This is a genomic window from Olsenella sp. oral taxon 807, assembly GCF_001189515.2.
Classification (GTDB): domain Bacteria; phylum Actinomycetota; class Coriobacteriia; order Coriobacteriales; family Atopobiaceae; genus Olsenella_F.
In genome coordinates this window covers 13,509-32,676 of record NZ_CP012069.2, presented here as the reverse complement: position 1 = coordinate 32,676, position 19,168 = coordinate 13,509, and the positions used below count along the sequence as shown (strand labels likewise).

The window sequence follows — 19,168 nt, the reverse complement described above, 5'->3', positions numbered from 1 at the left end:
GGGGAGGAGGACCCCACGGCTCCGCCCGAGGCCCACCCCCGACCCCCGGCGGGCCCGTCGCGCCCAAGAGCCTGCCGAGGCGACAAGGCTACGGGGGCGCCCCGGCGCCGAGCGCCCGCGCCACGAAGGAGACGAGGGCCCACGCCTCGTCGCGGGCCTGCGCCTCCCACCTCGCCCCCCACGAGTGGGGGCCGCCGGACGGGTCGCGCTCACACTCCGCCAGGAAGAGCGCGTTGACCAGCTCGCACCCATCCCACAGAGACATGTAGCGGTCCCGGTCCCCCTGGGTCGGGAAGACGTCCGGGCTCTGCTCGGCGAGGAACTCCGCGTCCGCGACGAACCAGGAGAACGCGGCGGGCGAGGCTGGCGCCGCGCGGGCGCGGCGGGCGAGCTCTGCGGCGGAGCGCCCGAGCTCGTTGCGGACGAGGCCGAGATACCCGTGAAGCGCCTCCCCGACGACATCCGCGTCCAGGTGCCCCTCGCCATGTGCCCACCCTACGATGGCGTCTAGGTCGGACCACTCGGCCGCGTAGCGGCGCGCCGCGCCCTCCGCGCAGAACGCGCACCTGTTCCTATCCGCGAGGCCCTCGACGGCCGAGGAGAAGGCAACGAGCGCCTCCGGCGACGTGGCCGCTGCACCCGCGCGGGCGCGCAGGCGCACCAGGAAGTCACCTCCCATACCCCACCATCACCATCCCGTCGCTCTCGTCGAGGGCAAAAGCCTGGCGTCGGCGAGCGCGGAGAGGTCGGCCTCGCCTATGTCCCTGAGGACCAGGCCGCAGATCCTCCCCGAGCCGAGGAGCAGCGAGGCGCGGGGCCCGAGGGCGTAGGCCTCCGGGAAGCCGCGCATGCCCACCCGCTCGACCATGAGGTCGCGCCCCGAGAGGCGCAGGCGGAAGAGGATGTTGTGGCCCTCGATGAGGCCGAGCCGGGGGCCGTCCGCCAGGCGGCGCAGGCCCTCGAGGCCGCGCAGCCTGACCCCGCGCTCCGGAGAGAGCGCCTGCGGGGGCAGGGGCCCTAAGAGCGCGGGAGTGGCTTCGGGGAAGCACGTCACGTACCTCACGCTTCCGTCCACGGCGCTCGCCCCGAGCTCGAGCAGGCTGCTGAAGGACCCGCCCTCACCCTCCACAGGCGGTCGCCCATCATGCAGCCCGTAGCACACCATCGAGCGGTCGCTGCCCCACCCCTTGGCCTCCACACCGACGAGCACGAGGCCCTCGCCTAAACACTCGACAGAGCCCACGTAGCGGTCCCCGAGCCCCGGCACCGCCCTCACCCTCATGTCGCATCGCCTCCCGTCCTGCGGTCCGGGCCACCCCGCCCGGCACGCCACGCGCTCGTCGAGACCCATGCCGAGCCGCCGCCCTCCGGGCGCGCGACGGCCTTCCCGCCCGCGCCCTCCCTCGTCGGGGACGCCCGCCGCCTCGCCGGGGGCAGACCGTAACAGTCCGACCATACACCCACCGCCAAGCAGCCCCCGTCCCGTGACGCCGGCTCGGCCCGCCACAGGTGCCCCCGATACAGACAGTGTACACAAACCACAAAGAACCGAGCGTCTTGGCGACTCTCCCGCAATCTGCGTACGTTATCTCCCCACCCACGGGAGCCCGGCCGTCAACACTCACATCGGTCCCATCGCCGCCGGCCGCAGCGGCGATGTCCTGCGCTCAATCGGCATCGGTGGAGGGCGGTTCGTGTGGACGCAGTCGACCTTGGCGTGGTCTGGACCCCACTGCGACCCGTGGCGGGGGGGTGAGCGTCCTGCCGCCATGGCCGCCCTGCGCGCCGGAGGTGGCGTAGCCCCCGAGGGCGGGCGACCCCGCCGGTCGGCCTCCCGACGGTTGGCCCGTCGGCAAGCATCTATGGCGCTACGTTTGGCATGAAGTCCCAATCAATGGCCGGGTTATCAATGGGCCATCAGCGGCAGATCAGAGCACCCGGTTCTCGATCATGGGGTGCTACAATTGACTCTTCAGGGGTTCGTGTGGGTTGACGCCTCGGCCAAGATGCCAACCTGGCAGCGGCGCCGCTCGCTCAGAGCCTGTCTTCCCGACCAAGCGAGAGGGGCCAGCGAGGAGGCGCCGCCGACACGCCATGGTGGCTGAGGCGCTCGTGCCACCTGGCGCTACTCGCGTCGCAACAGTGTACACAAACGCCCCAATCCGGTGAGGAGAGGCCCGATCCTCCCATTTGTGTACACTATTGCGATCCCAAGGCCACCCACAACCCAAGCCCACGGCGCAACAGTGTACACAAATGCCCCAAAACGGCGCCGAGAGGCCATTTTTACCGATTTGTGCACACTCCTGCGTCCGTCGCCCTGGCGATGAGGCCCACGCCGTCGGGGCGGTGACGCAACCACCCACCCACACGAACTCACGAAGCCTTCTATAATTTCCGATTGTGGTACGACGCGCTTGTCTATCTTGACCAGTGTCCTTTCCCCTCTTACAGCAGTCCATTTCCAAACGTGAGCTCAGACGCTACACCTCGACACTTCGCAAGATGCTGCACCCCCCAGCGGCTTTCCCCAGACCATGACCTAGCGTGGCCTAGCGCCTCGCGGCTTTGCACGCCCCTCCCAACGGACACGTCTCTGTGTGTCCGTTGGGAGGGGCTGCTCCCTGGGACCAGATGCGACCCGAGGGCACCAGCTGCGAGGACGAGAGGCGGTTCGAGCGAGCTCATGAAAGACGACATCCCCCAGATTTGGTGCGACGCGTTTCCGGCACCTTTGGGAATATCGGATAGTGATTCTGAGAGCCGCGAGGATGCCAGGGCGGAGAAACGCGATCATGCTCTTCTGAATTGACGATTCCTTGTCAAGCCTTCTCCAACCAATTTTCCCGCCTCTATGAGCGCAGACAGGTGCGCGCTGGCACTACGCTTTGAGACTCCGGCGGCATCGGCTGCCTCCGTCAACGTGAAGCTGGTTCGAGATTCCGCAAGCTCCAGTATCGCATCATCGATGCTTCCTGACTTGTGAGCCGGCACCTTGCCCATGAGCAGGATTCCATGCGCATCGGGGACAGTGGCCCGAAAAACACTTCCATCTACAAGAGATGGGTCGCTGCCCATGAAGCTCCGCGCGTACTTGAAAAGGTTTCGCGTGCCGCTTCCCAGCTCCTCCGCAAACCCTATTTGAGTAAAGACATTGGCGATTGAGGGGTTCTTTGGCATTGGGCTAAAGTTGCTGAGAGTGATGTTCCCCTCGAAAAACGTTCTGCTGGCGTTCTCGGTATGCAGCCCCTCGCGGTTAATCTCCAGCTTTGCTGAATAGGGGCTCGTAAACTCTCGATGAATGAGCATGTTCGAAATGAGCTCGCGACACACGATTCCCCGGACGCTAATCCTCGCATCACCCTCAAGAAAGAACGGATCGGGGAGGTGACGCTCGCAAAAGCCCATAAGGACATCGTACGCGTCGATGAGGTTCGTTCTTACAACTAGACGATCGTCATACCGGTCTTCATCGCGCAGCCTGACCACGGCGTCGGTCTTATAGGTGGGACAGAGCGAGCCAATCGTCTCGTCTTTGCCGAACAGCAAGCCAGAAGCAAGGGTAAGGCCCTCTTGTCCCGTCAAATAGTCTTTGACTAAAAGCTGGGCGCTACGCAGAAGCTGCTCATCGTCCAGCTCTTCCCATGGATGTCCTGGTCGCCGCGCTGCAGCCATTCGCCTAGCGCGGCCTATGAGGTCTGAACGCAGGTCATCTAACTTCAAATAAGGGAAGATGCGACGTTCGGTCTCAAGGCTACTCTTGCGAATGTACATGGCTGAAATCTGGCTGCTTGAGCTGACCTTCACATCGGCGTCTGCAATGCGGTCGTATACAACGCCTTTGTACCGATGAACATCTGGACTCATGGGAACCCAGATGCGGATGACTGTCTTATTGCTTGCGGCAATCGCTTCGGTCTCAAGCATCACTGCCGGGTCGAACAGCTTTAGATTGCACGCGACGTTGGCGATGTTGCGCTGTATGTCGGCCACTACCCCTTCAGCGACGCCAGCGATTGTTCCATCGTCTTCTACTCCGAGGTAAATGCTGCCGCCCATATGATTGGCAAATGCACAGATAGTCTGGAAGGTGTCAGGCGCCGGCTGTGCTCCACACCTTTTGAATTCCACCGACGCGGACTCACCCTGGGCAATTGTCTCTAGCAGCCTAGATTCCATGCAGAGGTCCCATTTCTACACGCAGCTCTCGTACTGCTACGACGATATCACGATTCGAGAAGCATTCAGGAAAACTCAGGAAGTATATCGTGAATAGATTCCTGAATTACCTGAAATGCTCCCCAACGTGCTTCATAATCGCAGGTGACACATCTTCTGCCATGTCGTGCCATGGTGCCGAGAAAGAGTGATCGAGGCGGGGGCACGATGGGCAACACGAGGCGCAGGCAGGTCAGGGGGAGATGGGCAGGATGGGCAGCCTCCACGCCCTGCTGACCAGGTATCCGGGCGATGGGGCCGCGAGAGGCGGCTGACGGGGGTCAGGTGGCCGGAGGGATGGGAGTGCGAGAGGTGCCCCCGCCACCTCTCGGTAACGACCGGGACGGCCACGCGGCACTCCAGGGTGCGCCCGCGCCGCCGGTTCCATGTCATGTGGCTGCTGGCGAGGTCAGAGGGAGCATGTTCGCCCTCGAGCTCGCCGTCCCGGTGAGGGCCTCTGAGAACGCGGCAACCCTCATACCGGGGCGCCTGCGCGGCGCCATGGCGAGGCTGGAGCGTCTCCGACGTGCTGTCGGGTGAGGTCGAGGTGGACGACTCCTTCCTCATCGCACGCGACAGGACGAGGAGGCACGGGCAGGCGCTGTCCACGGGCACGCGGCCGATGCTCGCGGCGGCCGGGCGCACCTCGGACAGGCACGGGCGCCGCTCGCGCGCCTCGCAGGCCGCCCGCGCGAAGAGGTCGGCCCGGTCGGTGCGCATGGCGGCGGTGCTCGTCCCGGTGCTTGGGTCCGATATTCACCAAAGGGCCCTTCGAAGCGAGTGGGCTCTCGAGAGCCAGTCTTCGAGCTCGCGTCGGCACCACAGCAGCCCCAATCCTCGCGATCAAGCGTACACCCCCCGTCACATCCAAGGTATACTGCATATGCCAAACCCTACTTTTCCTACTATGGGAAGTTCTGACCGCAGGAGGGATCCATGCCCACCACATTCACCGACAACGCAAAGGTCATGCCCAAGGGCCAGGTCACCATCCCCAAAGAGGTGCGTGAGGTCCTGGGCGTCCAGTCCGGCGACAAGGTCACCTTTATCGTGGACGGTACCACGGTACGCGTAGCCAACGCCGCCCAGTATGCCATGCGCCTCCTGCAGGAGGAGATGCGCGGGGAGGCCGAGCAGGCCGGGCTCACCTCCGAGGACGACGTGGCAGCCTTCGTCTCCTCGATGCGCGGGGATGGCTAGATGCGCGTCTTTATCGACACCAACGTCCTGCTCTCGGCATCCCTCTTTCCAAGCGGCGGAGCCTCACGCGCCTACAATGTGGCGGTCGCGGCCCCCAACGACGCTATTGTGAGCGACTACGTTGTGGATGAGCTGAAGAGCGTCTACGCCCGAAAGTTCCCCGCCAAGACAGCGGCCCTCGACTCCTTCCTTGCCGCGCTCGCCAGCACCGTCGAGATCGTGTCCACGCCCGACGAGGCGAAAACCGAGAAGGACGAGACCGAGATCCGCGACCCGGCTGACCGCCCCGTGCTCAGGGCGGCTAGGCACACGAGCGCCGACATCCTACTCACTGGCGACAAGGATCTGCTCGAGGCCGCCGTAGACAACCCCCGCGTGATGTCACCGAGGGAGTTCCTGGACGCCGCTGACCTAGCCTAGTGTAGCGTCCAGAAACTAACCTGCCTCGCCCACCTCATCCGGGAGAAGAGTGTCTACGACGAGCTCCTCGGCTGTCGGGCCTGTGTCCGACAGGTCCCACCCCCGCCCGCAGGCGACCGACTCGGTGCTCGCCCCCGAGGTGGCGCAGGATCCTCTCCTTGAGCTCGTCCTTGCTAAAGACCCGGACGCCGCGCGGCGTCCGGCGGGCCATCCTCGAGAAGAAGCCCTCGACCAGGTTCAGCCAGGAGCCGTGCCTGGGCGCGGACACGAACTCGAAGCGGCCCGGGACGGTGGCCAGGTAGCGCCTCGTCTCGGCGGAGGCGCGTACCGAGACGTCGCCGGGCATGACCCGCGTCAGGTCGCCCCTCGGGTACTTGCCGCCCGTGATCCCGGGGAACCCGGCGTGGTTGGGGCTCTTGTGCGTCTCGCCCGCAAGGGAGGTCGCCTCGCCGGCCGGCAGGTCGATCGAGGCAAGGAGCGAGAGCGTCCCGAGCCTCCCGCGCCCGTGGTCGCGCCCGACGGCGCCTCCCTGGGAGCCCGGTCTCGGACGCAGGCCGGAGGGCGCGGTCGCCGTCCCCGCCGAGACGGGGAACGGCCGCTCGCGGGACGGCGGCACGTCGCGCGTCTTTGCCTCGATGTTGGGGTCGCGCTGCTCGCGACAGCGGGCCGTCTTGTGGAGCTCAGTCTGCACGTCCGCCAGGATGTCACACGCGGCCGACCGCCGCAGGCGCCGTCCGACAAAGGACTCTTCGACGCGAGTGTGCTCCCGAGAGCCAGTCCACGTCTGCTTGGCCTGCGATGCCGCCGACCAGGCATGGCGCCGGCCCCGGCGGCGGGAACACCCGGGCGACCTTCGCCTTGCGCCTGGAATTGCGGCTCCCGCGCTCCGGTGCTAAAGCCAAGTTTATTTTGGCGGCTTCGTGAGCTCGTGTGGGTGGGTGGTTGCGTCACCACCCCGGCGATGTGGGCCTCACCGCCAGGGCGACGACGCAGGAGTGTACACAAATCGGTGGAAATGACCCCTCGGGGCCGTTTTGGGGCATTTGTGTACACTGTTGCGCCGTGGGCTTGGGTTGTGGGTGGCCTTGGGATCGCAATAGTGTACACAAATGGGAGGATCGGGCCTCTCCGCGCCGGATTGGGGCGTTTGTGTACACTATTGGGCTGTTGCGCTGTTGCGAGCAGCCGTGGGGACGCAGGAGTGTACACAAATCGGAGAGAACAAGGCATTTTGATGGTTCTCCTACGGTTTGTGTACACTATCGTCCCGCTGGGTGCACCGCGCGGGCGTCCGCCGCTCAGAACAGCCCCTATCACCTCTTTGTGACGACCGGGACGGCCACGCGGCACTCCGAGGCGCGCCTGCGCCGCCGGTTCCATGCAATGTGGCTGCTGGCGAGGTCGGAGGGAGCGTGCTCGCCCTCGAGCTCGCCGTCCCGGTGAGGGCCTCTGAGAACGCGGCAACCCTCATACCGGGGCGCCTGCGCGGCGCCATGGCGAGGCCGGAGCGTCTACGACGTGCTGTCGGGCGGGGTCGAGGCGGACGACCTCTTCCTCGCCGCGCGCGACAGGACGAGGAGGCACGGGCAGGCGCTGTCCGCAGCACGCGACCGATGCTCGCGGCGGCCGGGCGCACCTCGGACAGGTACGGACGCCGCTCGCGCGCCTCGCAGGCCGCCCGCGCGAAGAGGTCGGCCCGGTCAGTGCGCATGGCGGCGGTGCTCGTCCCGGTGTTTGGGTTCGATAAGCACTGCGCAGCTCGACTCCCCACTTGTCGATGTGCGCCCAGTCCGCCGCAGGGCCGTCAGCCACCGAGCCCCAGGGGTGCTTCGTGCCCAGCCAGTCGGCGTGGGTGCGCGCCTGCCGGCATGCCCGGTGGCCGGGACCCCGCTTCCCCGGTTCCACGCCGCCCATGATGGCGGTGTGCGCCGCCCGCAGGGCCCGCAAGTCGGGCGCCGCCGGGCACGCCCGGCCGAGCCCCGCGCCAGGGTGCCGGCGCGCCCCGCCTCAGCGCCCGAACAGCTCCCGGCCGACGCGCAGGCGCAGGGCCTCGTCGGCGGGGTCGTAGGCGTCCAGGGCGAGCCGCCCCAGGCGCAGCAGCCGGCCGTCGAAGGAGGCGCGCGGCTCGCGGGCCGCCAGGGCGCGCACGCGGCCCTCCCCCACGCGCGCGAGCAGCGCCGGCGAGAGCCAGCTGGCCCACTGGGCGGCCGGCGGGAGGCCGCGCCCGTCGAGGGCCGGGCCGGGGCCGGGGGACGACTCCCAGCTCCCCGCGTACCCCCACTCCGCGCCGAGGGCCGGGCCGGCGAGCGAGAGGACGCTCGCCAGCAGGTCGGCGGCCCCCTCGTCGACGCGCGGGTCGGGGGAGTGCGGCGGGAGCACGTCGAGGAACACCCCGTCCCCCCGAGCTCGAGCCGGTAGAGGAACGCGCCGTCGAGGGAGCGCAGGGTCGCCTCCCGCCTGCGCAGGGCGGGCCCCCCGGGGCCGTCCTCGAGGAGGGCGGAGCAGAGGCCGGCCTCGTCCCAGCGCACTGCCTCGGGGCCGTCCCCCGCCCCACCCGGGGACTCCCAGAGGGCGGGGCGGGCGCGGGCGGGCAGGCCGTCCCTCAGGGCGAGCAGGGCCGCCCGCGCGGCGCGGGCGGCAGCGGCGGCCGAGGTCGCGGGCGCCCGGAGCGAGGCGGAGAAGCCCTGCGGCCGCCTCCCCGGGGGGTCGAGCGACGAGGGGGCCACGCCCGCGCGGAAGAAGGCGGCGAGCTCGGCCGCCGAGAGGCCCGGGAACTCCGCGCCGACGAGGGCGCCCGCGCGAAGGAGCAGGCGGCATGCCCCGCCGAGGGACGCGGCCTCGTCGGCGCCCGACCCCCCGGCGAGCGCGACGGCGCGGTCCCCCGAGAGCCACAGGCGCAGGGGAGGCCCCTCGGGCCGGGACCCCCGCGCGAGGGAGGCGAGCAGGGCCCGCGCGCGGGCCGGCGGGGCCTCGGGCGCGGGCGGCGGCGCGGGCGGGCCCCAGGCCACCGAGCCGACCTGCAGGCCGACCCGGCAGACGGCGCCGTCCCCCTCGCGCAGGACGACGTCCAGGCGGAGCCCCTCGCCCGCGAGCAGGGCGTAGCGGCAGGGCCCCGTCCACATGCGGGAGGGGAGGACCTCCAGCTCGGCGAGGCCCCAGACCGGGCAGGCCGCCACCCTCGAGAAGCCCCCCGGCGCGGCGGGGGCGCTCTGAGGGCCGGGGCGCACGGGCAGGTTCTCCCACAGGTCCGGGTCGCACAGCGCCCTCATGCCCTCGAGCGCTATCAGCGAGAGGTCGCCCGGGGCCACCGCCGCGCCCTCATCGCGCAGCGCGCAGCACAGCTCCTCGAGGGCCAGCCCGGCCTCGTCGTGGAACAGGAACTCCCCGACCTGCTCCACGTCCCGCGGCGGCAGGCCCGCGTCCCTCGCTACGTCCGTCAGGTCCCTGGCCATGCGCATCTCCTCACTCGTCCTTCCTCGGGGGAACGCCGCGATGGCGGCCGGCCGCCGTGCGGCCCGCGGCACGCCGTCGGGAAGCTGCAGCCCCGCCCCTCGGCCTCGGGCACGCACGGGCACCCGGCCCTCGCCCAGGCGCACGACGGAGCCCACGTAGCGGCCCTCGGGGCCCCGGCACCGCCCTCACCCCCACGGCGCATCGCCCCCCGCTCCGCAGCCCGGGCCACCCCTCGACGCCGACGCGGCCCGCCCCGGGCGCCTCCCCGGCGCGGGAACAGCGTGCACGAACCGCGGGAGACCGGGCACCTGGGCGCCTATCCCGCGATCTGCGTACGTTGTCGCCTCGTCGCCGGAGCGCGCCCCTACTCCCCGAGGGCGCGGTTGCGGATGAAGTCGGCGGCGCCCCGGGCGACGATGCGCAGGTCGCGGCGGCGGGTCCTTGCGACCCCCTCGACGAGGGCGAGGTCCCCCGCGAGGCCCACCTTGCCGAGCCCCTCGACCGCCCTCTCGACCACGTAGACGTTGCGGTTTCCCACGGGCTCGGAGGCGCGGCGCCTGAGCTCGGCGCGCGCCTCGTCGCAGTCGAACGAGCCGAGAGCCGCCGTGGCGCACATGGCGAGCTGCCCCCTGCCCTCGCGCGCCATGCGCACAACCGCCGAGGGGTCCTCCCCGGCAGGGGCGGGGACGTCTTCCATCCCGTCAAGCAGGCACATGAGGACCTCGCGGTCCGTCTCCTCGGCTAGGCGCCCCAGGTAGAGGGAGACGTGGGCCTCGCTCGCGCGGCGGGGCAGGAGGTGGCCCATGAGCACGTAGGCGGCCCGGCGGTAGTCGCGCCACCGCCGGCCGGGGTGGGCCGACGCGAGCCGCCCGGCGGCGGCCAGGCACGCCTCCTGCCTGAGCCCGCGCGACCTCGCCTCTCGGTGGGCCCGCCAGCTGCGGCTGTCCTCGCTCGAGGTCCAGAGCGCCTCCTCGCCCACCTCCGGGTCCCCCATGCGGTGGAGGAGGTCGTCCAGGCGCCCCTCGAGCGCGGGGGTGTCGGCGAGGTCGCGCCCGAGCGGCACGCCCCAGTGGCCCCACGGCCGCCAGGGCCCGGGGCCGGGGACCTGGGACAGCCTGTGGGCGAAGACGTCCACGAGCATGCCGGGGTCCGGCTCGCGGTCCCCGCCGAGGAGGGCCTCCCCCCCGTCCCCGGCCATGGAGAGGTTCCAGGCGAACCCGAGCAGCGCGGGCCTGTTGGCATCCGCGTGGCTCCTGGGGCCGGGCACGCAGCCCCAGGAGAGCCTGCCCCAGGCCGCCGACCTCACCGCCTCGCAGAGGTAGACGTTGATGTCGCGGGCCAGGGCGGCGGACTCCCCGGAGAGCCTCCCGGGGCCGCCCCCCGGGGGGCGCGCGACCTCGGAGCGCCCGAGGAACCACGACCACAGGGGCAGCAGGGACTCGCGCGAGAGGTCGAGCGGCCCCCCGCAGCCGTGCGCGAGCGCGTAGGAGCGGAGGCTCTCCACCCGCTCCCCCACCGTCGAGGCGAACCAGCGCGCGTGCTCCGCGGCCTCGCGCCTGCCCATCTCCGCGAAGGGGGCGTGGGGCCTCTCCCTCACCGACTCGTACGCCATCCCAGCCATCCTCTCCCCCCTAGACGTGACCGTGTGCCTCGATCCCCATCCCGCGCTCCTCCAGCGGCTTTCCCGGCCCCCGAAGCAGGTCGGAACCGACGCGGCCCCACCGCCCGGCCGCCTGCCGCCCTACCCGTCCCAGTCGACCTTGCCCGAGCGCACGAGGGCGAGCACCTCCTCGCCCGAGGCCACCAGGGCGTTGAGGAGGGAGGCGAGCTCGGCGGCGCGGGAGGACGCGCCCCGGCCCCGGTAGGAGAGCGCGAGCGCGCCGGCCTCCGGGTCTGTCGAGAGACCCCGAAGGAGGTCCGGCCTGCCCGCGCGCGAGAGCAGCTCCGGCAGCATCGCCCCCCAGGCGTAGCCGTTGAGCAGGCAGGCGGGGTCGACCCCCTCGGCCCGCGCGGCGAGCGCGAGCGCGTCGGGGTGCTGGGCGTCGAGCAGGGCGCGGCGGCCCTCCGAGGTCGCCGCGGGCGGCGGGGGCGGCGGCGCCCAGCCCGGCGGCGGCCAGGGGCAGAGCCCCCGGATGAGCGCCTCCCGGGCGACCTCCCAGGCGACGCCGACGTCGGTGGCGAGGCCCCTGCCGCCCAGGAGCCTCGGCTCGGCGGGCAGGGGCCTTCCCCACTCGTCCTCGAAGCGGTCCTCGCGGCAAAGCGGGTCGATGACGTAGAACCCGTAGCCGATGGAGCGCCGGTCCACCTCGACGCGCCCGATGCGCTCGAGGTAGCCCCGCCTCCAGTAGAGGTCGGTGAGCATCTGGGGCCCTATCATGAGGCTCTCGGGCGGCACGCCCATGGGGAGGGCCGCCTCCAGAGAGACCCCCGGGGCGAAGACCAGGACGACGATCGCGTCCTCCTCCATGGGGTCCACGTGGGAGTTCACGACCACGCCCTCGAGCGGCGGGCAGCAGGGCGGCTCCAGGCGGAAGGTGTCCCCCGGCTCCGGGTAGGCCCGGCTGCGCCTGAGGGCCCTGAGCTGGAAGAATCTGGGGTCCTCGTCCAGCTCCCCCAGGGCGCGCCTCACCTGCTCGGGCTGGCGCGCGACGCGCTCGTCCCTGCGCCTCGCGAGGAGGGTCCCCCCGCAGTTTTCCAAGGAAGTCATAGTATCATCCCGTTCCTCCTCAGATAGCCCTCGGCCCATTCCCTTGCCATGTCGTAGTACGGGTTTCGTGGGCTGATGCTGTTTATCCTGTTCATGAGGTCCGACCCCATGTAGCCCCCACACATCTCAATATGGCACCGCTCGGGCGCCCCGGCCCAGCTGCGCCCGGCGCGCCCATGCCGCCCGGGTGGGCCAGCAGGCCCCCTGCCTCGCGATGCCGGCGGGCCCTCCCGCCCGTGGCGCCATCATGCGCCTCGGGGCCCGCGCCGCACGCCCGGACCCCTGGGGTCCCGACCGCGCCGCACGCCTACGCCTCCCCTCCCAGCCGCGCGAGGGCCTCGCGCGCCTCCCGCTCCCCGCGGCGGATGGCCGAGCGCCACCTCGCCCGCTCCGCGGGCGTGTACTCCTCGTCCACGCCCCCCTCGTAGGCCGCGAGCGAGGCGTACATGGAGAGGGCCTCCCGCAGCAGGGGCCCGGCCTCCCCCGGGCGGCCCCGCGCCGCCAGCAGGCGGCCCAGGCTGACCAGGACGGGGGCCGCCATGCCGGCGGACATCTCGCGCTCGACGCCCGTGAACGACCGGTAGCTCCCCAGGGCCTCCCGCAGCAGGGGCTCGGCCTCCCCCGGGCGGCCCAGGCGCTCGAGGAGCGTCCCCAGCTGACCGCGCAGGAGGGCGACGAAGCGCTCCCTGGGCCCGTTCGGGCACTCCCCCAGGACGGAGGACTCGATGTCGACCTGCTCCCGCAGCGGGGCCTCGGCCTCCCCCGGGCGCCCCAGCTCCGTGAGGAGGTCGGCCAGGGAGCCGCAGGTGTATGCGAGGTCGAGCCGGGCGTTCGGGTCGAGCGCGGCGAGGGCCCGCCGGGTCGAGAGGGCCTCCCGCAGCGGGGCCTCGGCCTCCCCCGGGCGTCCCAGCTCCGTGAGGAGGTCGGCCAGGGAGCCGCAGGCGCGCGCGAGGTCGGGCCACGTCCCGGGGTCGCGCGCGGCGAGGGCGCGCAGGGCCGAGAGGGCCTCCCGCAGCAGGGGCTCGGCCTCCCCCGGGCGGCCCGCCTCGTCGAGCGTGAGGGCCAGGTGCCACCGTTCGGTCGCGAGGGAGGGCAGGTACCCCTCCGGGTCGAGCGCGGCGAGGGAGCGGGCGACCGAGACCGCCTCCCGGTGGGCGGACACCGCCTCGGCGAGGCTCCCCACCTCGCCGAGGACGTGCGCCAGGCCCCGGCAGGACGACAGGAGCCAGGGCAGGGCCCCCCGCCTCCCGCCGTCCGCGAGGGCGCGCCAGGCCGAGACGGCCTCCCGGCAGAGCCCCTCGGCCTCCCCGAACCGCCCGTCGTCGCTGAGGCTGTACGCGAGCGACTCGCAGGCGAGCGCGAGGGAGGGCAGGCACCCCTCCGGGTCGCGCGCGGCGAGGGGGCGCCAGGCCGAGACGGCCTCCCGGCAGAGCCCCTCGGCCTCCCCGTAGAGTTCGAGGGCCTCCATCAGGGGCGACAGGTCGTCGAGGGCCGACGCGAGGTCCCGCGTCGGCTCCCCTGGGCCCGCGAGCGAGCGCTCGGCGCGGAGCGCCTCCCGGCAGAGGCCCTCGGCCCCGGGGCCGACGAGGCCCCTCAGGTCGCAGCAGGCCGCGAAGAGGTCCGCGTGGAACTGCAGCGGGTCGCCCGCGGCGAGCGCGCGGGCCGCCGCGAGCGCCTCGCGCAGGGCGCTGACGGCCTCCCGCGCCCGCCCGCGCCCCCACAGCAGCCCCGCCAGCTCGCCCGACAGGGCCGCCGTGGGGGGCAGCCCCCTCCCCGGGTCGCGCTCGGCGAGCGCGCGGGCCTCGCCCAGGCGCCCTCGAAGGGCCCGCTCGCCCAGGCCCGTGCGCGCGGGAAGGACGTACGGCCTCACGCCCCCCACCCCCCGGCGCTCCCGGCGGCGGGGGTCATCGCCCTCGCTCCCATGGCCAGTTCCTCGGCCTCGCGGGGACTATGTGCTCGCCTTTCCTCTCCGATGTGTGGACTGTCCCCATCGTCGCCTCGCCCGACCTCCCCGTTTCGGGGTCGATGCACAGGCCGATAATCTGCCCAAAGTCGACGCGCCTCCGCCTTCCTTCCCTATCAAGCACCTGACCCTCGCCTGCGAACCTCTCCGACAGGTCCCGCGCGTCGCCCATCGTCCCACGGGGGATGCCCCCGCCTCCCTGGTGGCCGCCATGTCCCGCCATGTGCCTTCCCCGGCCCCTCTCACGTGCCTCAGCCCCCTCGGCTCCCGCCTTCGAGCCCCCTCCAAGCACCCCCTCGCCACCCCCGCCAGTCGCCGCCGGAGGGGAGGAGGAGGCGCGCGGCGCCGGCCCGGGCCCCCTCACCCATCGGACCAGCGGCCGAAGGCCCACATGCAGTGGTGGAGCCTCTCGGGCAGGCAGCGGTAGGCGTTGGGCGGCAGGTCCGGGTCGACCCCCAGCTCCTGCATGCCCGCCCGCACGCTCCACTCCAGGTCGATGCGGTCGGCCTCGTCGAGGCGGTAGAGCGAGGCCGCGTCGGTGACCTCCCCGAGCAGCCGGGGGGCGCGCCTGGCGAGGCACCCCCGGATGAGCTTGAGCTCCTCGGGGCAGGGGAAGCCCAGGGCCTCGAGCTCGGGGCGGCGCATCCACGGGAGCGAGGGTCCCGCGAAGAGCCCCCGCGCCCCGGCGCGCGAGAGCGCCCGCGCGGGGCGGGAGCGGCAGGCGACGTGGGCCCTCAGGCCCCTCCCCACGCAGGCGAGGAAGCCGCGCTCGCCCCCCAGGCGGAAGCGCCCCCCGTCGCGCACCATGGCGCGCACGGCCGCGACGAGTTGGTCCGCCTTGACGACCTCGCCCTCCTCGGGTGCCCTGGCGCCCGCCGGCGGCAGGGGGACGTCCGGGCGGGCGGGCCGGCGGGGGGTCCACTCGGGGTCGGGCGGGTCGGGCGGGATGGCCTCCCGGACGGTCAGGGCGCCCGCGCCGGCCTCGGCGGCGCACTCCCCCACCGCGCGGGCCAGGGCCTCCTCGCAGGCCAGGTAGCGCCCGGGCGTCAGCTCGCCGTCGAGGAAGGTGCCCCCCACGTCGTCGCAGGACGACCACCAGGGGTCCTCCCCGCAGTCGTCGCAGTCGCCCTCGTCGTCCTCTTCGTCGCCCTCGCCGTCCTCGCCGTCGTCGTACGCCGCCCACTCGATCGCGGGGTCGCGAGACGCCAGCAGCCACGAGCCCCACGAGCCCGCCGGGCAGGCGGGCGGCGGCGGGCAGGCGGGGGGGTCGGGCAGCTCGGCCGCCTCGGCGTCGGAGCAGACGACGACGGTCCAGTAGAGGCGCTCGAGGGGGCAGCCGACGAGGCGCCCGGCGTTCCCGAGGCGCCGCGCGCCCGACGGGGCGGCCTCGAGGCGGTCGCGCACCCCCTCGCACACGCAGTGGGACAGGTCGTAGAGCCCCTGGCCGCGCAGGCGGAACAGCGACGCCCCGTCGCCCAGGGAGCCGAGCAGGTAGGGGGCGCGCTTGGCGACGAGCTCGCGCATGAGCGCGAGCTCGGACGGGCCGGGGAAGCCGAGGGCCGGCAGGCGCTCCCAGTAGAGCGACGAGGAGACGGACCTCTCGGGGAACAGCCCCGCGCCCCGGGCGAGGGAGAGCGCGCCCGGCAGGTCCCGGCGCGAGATGAGCCAGAGGTAGAGGTCCCCGTCGCAGTGGACGTCGAGCCCCTCCCCCTCCAGGCGCGCCCAGCCGTCCCCGCGAAGGACGGCCCTCACGGCGGCGCCGACCCGCCCTGCCGGGACCCAGGCGCCCTCCTCGGGCTCGTCGGCGGGGTCCAGGGGCGGCAGGCGGGCGGGCGGAGGTGGGAGGGGGTCTATGTCCGCGACCCTGAGGCCCTCGACGCCGGACTCCCTCACGGCCTCCTCGACGACGGCCACGTAGGCGTCCTCGCAGGCCAGGTAGCGCCCGGGCGTCAGCGTGCCGTCGCGGAAGGCGTCCCCGATGTCGTGGCAGCCCGTCCACTCGTCGCTCGGGTAGGCGCCCCGCCAGTCCCTCCGCGCGGGGTCGTACCTCGTCACGCGCCAGGAGACCCAGCGGCTCCAGCCCTCCCAGCGCCCGTCTTGCCGCCCCGTCGTCACTGCCCGATCCTCCTCAGCTGCTCGTCGTAGGTGCCCGCCCTGGTGGACCTGCCGGGGATGTCCTCGACGGTCCGGGCGCCCTTCCATGTTCCCGTTGTGACTTCGCCCGTCCCTCGTGACGCGCCTCGGGTGGGGCCCGTTCCCCTCTCTCTCGTACACCGCGCACCCGTGAGACCCCCCGCGCAGGGCTGTCGTCGGGAGCCCGGGGCTTGGGGCAGCCCCTCGGGGCCCGGCAAGGCCGCGATGGGCGCGGGGGCCGTCCGCGCCGGCTGGCATGCCCCGACGCTGACATTGTACACGAACCGTGGAGGGCCAGGCGTACGGGCGTCCCCCACGCGACCAGCGCGCGCTGCCGACCTGCCGCCGGCGCGATCCCGGCCGCCTGCCGCCCTACTCGTCCCAGTCGACCTTGCCCGAGCGCACGAGGGCGAGCACCTCCTCGCCCGAGGCCACCAGGGCGTTGAGGAGGGAGGCGAGCTCGGCGGCGCGGGAGGACGCGCCCCGGCCCCGGTAGGAGAGCGCGAGCGCGCCGGCCTCCGGGTCTGTCGAGAGGCCCCGGAGGAGGTCCGGCCTGCCCGCGCGCTCGAGCAGCTCCGGCAGCATCGCCTCCCAGGCGTAGCCGTTGAGCAGGCAGGCGGGGTCGGCCCCCTCGGCCCGCGCGGCGAGCGCGAGCGCGTCGGGGTGCTGGGCGTCGAGCAGGGCGCAGGGACCCTCCGAGGTCGCTGCGGGCGGCGGGGGCGGCGGCGCCCAGCCCGGCGGCGGCCAGGGGCAGAGCCCCCGGATGATCGCCTCGCGGGCGATCATCCGGGCGACGCCGATGTCGGTGGCGGGGCCCCTGTCACCCAGGAGCCTCGGCTCGGCGGGCAGGGGCCTTCGCCACTCGTCCTCGAAGCGGTCCCTGCCGGGCAGGGACTCCCAGTAGAACCCGTAGCCGATGGCCTGCCGGTCCACCTCGACGCGCCCGGTGCGCTCGAAGTAGCCCCGCCTCCAGTAGAGGTCCGTGAGCGTCTGGGGCCTTATCATGAGGCTCTCCGGGGGCACGCCCATCGAGAGGGCCGCCTCCGGCGAGACCCCCGGGGCGAAGACCAGGACGACGATGAACCCCTTGTCTATCTTGAAGTCCACGTGGGAGTTCACGACCACGCCCTCGAGCGGCGGACAGCAGGGCGGCTCCAGGCGGAAGGTCTCCCCCGGCTCCGGGTAGGCCCGGCTGCGCCTGAGGACCCTGAGCTGGAAGGGGCAGGGGTACTCGTCCAGCGCCTCCAGGGCGCGCCTCACCTGCTCGGGCTGGCGGGCCAGCCTCTCGTCCCTGCGCCTCACGAGGACGTTGCCGCCCTCGCCGCACGTCCGGCTCCCTCCCATGCCTATGCCCCTCCGTTCCTCACGTACTCCTCCGCCCAGGCCAGCGCCTGCTCGCGGTACCTGTTCCTCTTGCCTATGCTGTCTATGATGTTCATGAGTGTCTCCCCGCCGTGTGCCCTGGCACCGCCGTAGGCATTGATGTTGTACTGCTCGAGCGCCTTGGCCTGGTGGCGGGTGAACAGTTTATCACCATACACCGGAGGAAGTTTGTCGAAGCACCTGCCCGTCAGCCAGTGCTGGGCAAGCCTTTTGTCCAGGTCCTGTCTCGTGATGCCAACATACCTCACCTCCTCGCCCATCTTCCCGAAGTACACCTTGGTGTCCGCAGCCCCTCTGTTGAGCCACTTGTCGAACTGCTTCTTCTTCCACGCGGCGAGCTTCTCCTCGGAGATCCCCAGCTTCTTGCCTAGGTCCGGGATGCCGCCGCTCTCGCTCCCGGCCACCCAACGCACACGGTCGCCCACCTCGTCCCTGAACGACCTGAAGGCGGACTTTGCGCGCGACCACGTGCGGGACGCGAACCCCTCGCCCCGCGTGGCCGCCCTCGCCACGTCGTCGCCGCGGGAGGCGAACCTGGTCGAGGAGGAGGCCGCCCTGCCCGCCCTGAAGATGTCGAAGACCCTGGGCGCGGCGGACATGCCCGCGCCCGCCCAGTCGCCCTCCCAGACGTAGAGGCCGGTGTTCGCGATGTCTGCGGCGAAGCCCACGGGGCCCGGGATCATGCCCGCCACGTTGAGGACCCCGTGAGGGTTCACGGTGTAGGTCGTCCTCTGCCCCCTGGCGATGACGCCGCAGACGAGCTCGGAGTAGGACTCGGTGTGCCTGTCCAGGATCCCCGCGAACTCGGCCGCGTCGCGGACGCCGGCCTCAACGGCCCTCCGGGCCTGCGTCGCCCTCCAGCTCTGCTCGTCCCACCCGCCCTGCGCGGGTGTGGCCCTGCCGCCCGAGGGGTCGACCATCGAGAGCGGCGAGCCCCCCGCGTAGGAGTAGGCTGCCGCGGTGGCGGGGTCGGACGCGTCGGGCGCCTCCGGGTCGGGCGAGAGGAACGCCCTCGATGCGGGCGAGTAGGCCCTCGGGCCCGCCGACCAGCCCCCCTCGGGGCCACAGAGCCCCTCGAGGCCGGCCCACAGCCCGCCCGCGCCGGCGTCGCGCCCGCCGGGCAGCTCGGACCCCCACTCGTCGAGGGACGCCCAGTGAACTGTTTCAACCCCCCGGACAGCGAGCGGCCCATAATCATGCCGCCAGTGGCAACGCCTCCTCTCTCGCGACCATCGCGCCCGTGCGCTCGAAGAGTGCGTCCATCTCCTCTCAGGGATGTGGTAGTCGATCGCGGGGTGCGGGCGACGGCGGTCGTGGCATCCCTCGACGTACCCGGCTGATGCGAGTCGCGCCTCCTTGCGGGCGGCGAGGCCGCGAGGGTGGCACGTCCCGTCCTCGGACGTGCCGAGGAACGGCTCGGCGACGGCGTCGTCGTGGCGGGGTCCCGTCCCGCCGGCGGGCAGCCCCGCGCCGTGCGACCGCCGGCCATCGCCTCGGGTGCGTGCTGGCTGCCGCGGTCCGAGCGAGAGATCGCGCCGAGCGCGACGTAGCCGCGCCCCCGGGACGGCCCGAGCGCGGCGATCGGCAGGTCGGCCGCTGTGCGCCCTGGGAGGGCCGGGACCGGCGCCGTGCGCGCGCAGGTCGCCCGCCGCGGCCACGCGGGGCCGTCCCTGTCCGGTCCTCAGGTGGGG

14 protein-coding genes are annotated in these 19,168 nt (G+C 72.4%); 2 read left to right on the top strand and 12 right to left on the bottom strand.

Annotated features, from left to right (window positions below):
- Positions 1-88 precede the first annotated feature (88 nt).
- From ADJ70_RS00115 to ADJ70_RS00105, 3 genes are all read right to left on the bottom strand, one after another.
- A complete protein-coding gene (locus tag ADJ70_RS00115) occupies positions 89-679 on the bottom strand; it encodes a hypothetical protein (protein ID WP_050342418.1) in 591 nt (196 codons plus the stop codon).
- 9 nt (positions 680-688) lie between these two features.
- Positions 689-1,456, bottom strand: coding sequence for a hypothetical protein (locus tag ADJ70_RS00110; RefSeq protein WP_157051308.1), 768 nt, complete (start codon positions 1,454-1,456; stop codon positions 689-691).
- Positions 1,457-2,793: 1,337 nt separating this feature from the next.
- On the bottom strand, positions 2,794-4,179 hold the full coding sequence (locus tag ADJ70_RS00105) for a helix-turn-helix domain-containing protein (protein WP_050342414.1): 1,386 nt from the start codon (positions 4,177-4,179) through the stop codon (positions 2,794-2,796).
- A gap of 975 nt (positions 4,180-5,154) precedes the next feature.
- Between ADJ70_RS00105 and ADJ70_RS00100 the strand changes: the two genes are divergently transcribed.
- The gene (locus tag ADJ70_RS00100) at positions 5,155-5,418 is read left to right on the top strand and encodes an AbrB/MazE/SpoVT family DNA-binding domain-containing protein (protein ID WP_050342412.1); all 264 of its coding nucleotides are present in this window, start codon (positions 5,155-5,157) and stop codon (positions 5,416-5,418) included.
- Complete coding sequence (locus ADJ70_RS00095; protein WP_050342410.1) at positions 5,419-5,838, top strand: putative toxin-antitoxin system toxin component, PIN family; 420 nt, start codon at positions 5,419-5,421, stop codon at positions 5,836-5,838. It abuts the gene before it with no gap.
- A gap of 34 nt (positions 5,839-5,872) precedes the next feature.
- Here the strand turns inward: ADJ70_RS00095 and ADJ70_RS00090 are convergent, their stop codons facing one another.
- From ADJ70_RS00090 to ADJ70_RS00050, 9 genes are all read right to left on the bottom strand, one after another.
- Positions 5,873-6,529 (bottom strand): hypothetical protein, encoded by a 657-nt coding sequence (locus ADJ70_RS00090; RefSeq protein WP_050342408.1) that lies wholly within the window; start codon positions 6,527-6,529, stop codon positions 5,873-5,875.
- Between the two features lie 1,316 nt (positions 6,530-7,845).
- Entirely contained in the window at positions 7,846-8,229 is a 384-nt protein-coding gene (locus ADJ70_RS14335; protein WP_157051307.1) for a hypothetical protein, read from the bottom strand.
- Between the two features lie 1,426 nt (positions 8,230-9,655).
- On the bottom strand, positions 9,656-10,912 hold the full coding sequence (locus ADJ70_RS00080) for a hypothetical protein (RefSeq protein ID WP_157051306.1): 1,257 nt from the start codon (positions 10,910-10,912) through the stop codon (positions 9,656-9,658).
- 120 nt (positions 10,913-11,032) lie between these two features.
- Positions 11,033-11,998 (bottom strand): hypothetical protein, encoded by a 966-nt coding sequence (locus tag ADJ70_RS00075; RefSeq protein WP_050342402.1) that lies wholly within the window; start codon positions 11,996-11,998, stop codon positions 11,033-11,035.
- A 307-nt stretch (positions 11,999-12,305) separates the two neighbouring features.
- Positions 12,306-13,868 (bottom strand): tetratricopeptide repeat protein, encoded by a 1,563-nt coding sequence (locus ADJ70_RS00070; protein ID WP_157051305.1) that lies wholly within the window; start codon positions 13,866-13,868, stop codon positions 12,306-12,308.
- A 34-nt stretch (positions 13,869-13,902) separates the two neighbouring features.
- Positions 13,903-14,184 carry a polymorphic toxin type 50 domain-containing protein gene (locus tag ADJ70_RS00065; RefSeq protein WP_050342398.1) on the bottom strand — a complete coding sequence of 94 codons (282 nt, stop codon included), beginning with the start codon at positions 14,182-14,184 and terminating at the stop codon, positions 13,903-13,905.
- A gap of 137 nt (positions 14,185-14,321) precedes the next feature.
- Complete coding sequence (locus tag ADJ70_RS00060; protein WP_050342396.1) at positions 14,322-16,076, bottom strand: hypothetical protein; 1,755 nt, start codon at positions 16,074-16,076, stop codon at positions 14,322-14,324.
- Positions 16,077-16,466: 390 nt separating this feature from the next.
- Entirely contained in the window at positions 16,467-17,438 is a 972-nt protein-coding gene (locus ADJ70_RS00055; RefSeq protein ID WP_050342394.1) for a hypothetical protein, read from the bottom strand.
- A gap of 2 nt (positions 17,439-17,440) precedes the next feature.
- Positions 17,441-19,135 carry a hypothetical protein gene (locus tag ADJ70_RS00050; RefSeq protein ID WP_050342393.1) on the bottom strand — a complete coding sequence of 565 codons (1,695 nt, stop codon included), beginning with the start codon at positions 19,133-19,135 and terminating at the stop codon, positions 17,441-17,443.
- Positions 19,136-19,168 lie beyond the last annotated feature (33 nt).

Coding starts and splice junctions, on each gene's coding strand:
- ADJ70_RS00115 (WP_050342418.1), bottom strand. CDS start 679: ATGGGAGGTGACTTCCTGGTGCGCCTGCGCGCCCGCGCGGGTGCAGCG.
- ADJ70_RS00110 (WP_157051308.1), bottom strand. CDS start 1,456: ATGGTCGGACTGTTACGGTCTGCCCCCGGCGAGGCGGCGGGCGTCCCC.
- ADJ70_RS00105 (WP_050342414.1), bottom strand. CDS start 4,179: ATGGAATCTAGGCTGCTAGAGACAATTGCCCAGGGTGAGTCCGCGTCG.
- ADJ70_RS00100 (WP_050342412.1), top strand. CDS start 5,155: ATGCCCACCACATTCACCGACAACGCAAAGGTCATGCCCAAGGGCCAG.
- ADJ70_RS00095 (WP_050342410.1), top strand. CDS start 5,419: ATGCGCGTCTTTATCGACACCAACGTCCTGCTCTCGGCATCCCTCTTT.
- ADJ70_RS00080 (WP_157051306.1), bottom strand. CDS start 10,912: ATGGCTGGGATGGCGTACGAGTCGGTGAGGGAGAGGCCCCACGCCCCC.
- ADJ70_RS00075 (WP_050342402.1), bottom strand. CDS start 11,998: ATGACTTCCTTGGAAAACTGCGGGGGGACCCTCCTCGCGAGGCGCAGG.
- ADJ70_RS00065 (WP_050342398.1), bottom strand. CDS start 14,184: ATGGCGGGACATGGCGGCCACCAGGGAGGCGGGGGCATCCCCCGTGGG.
- ADJ70_RS00055 (WP_050342394.1), bottom strand. CDS start 17,438: ATGGGAGGGAGCCGGACGTGCGGCGAGGGCGGCAACGTCCTCGTGAGG.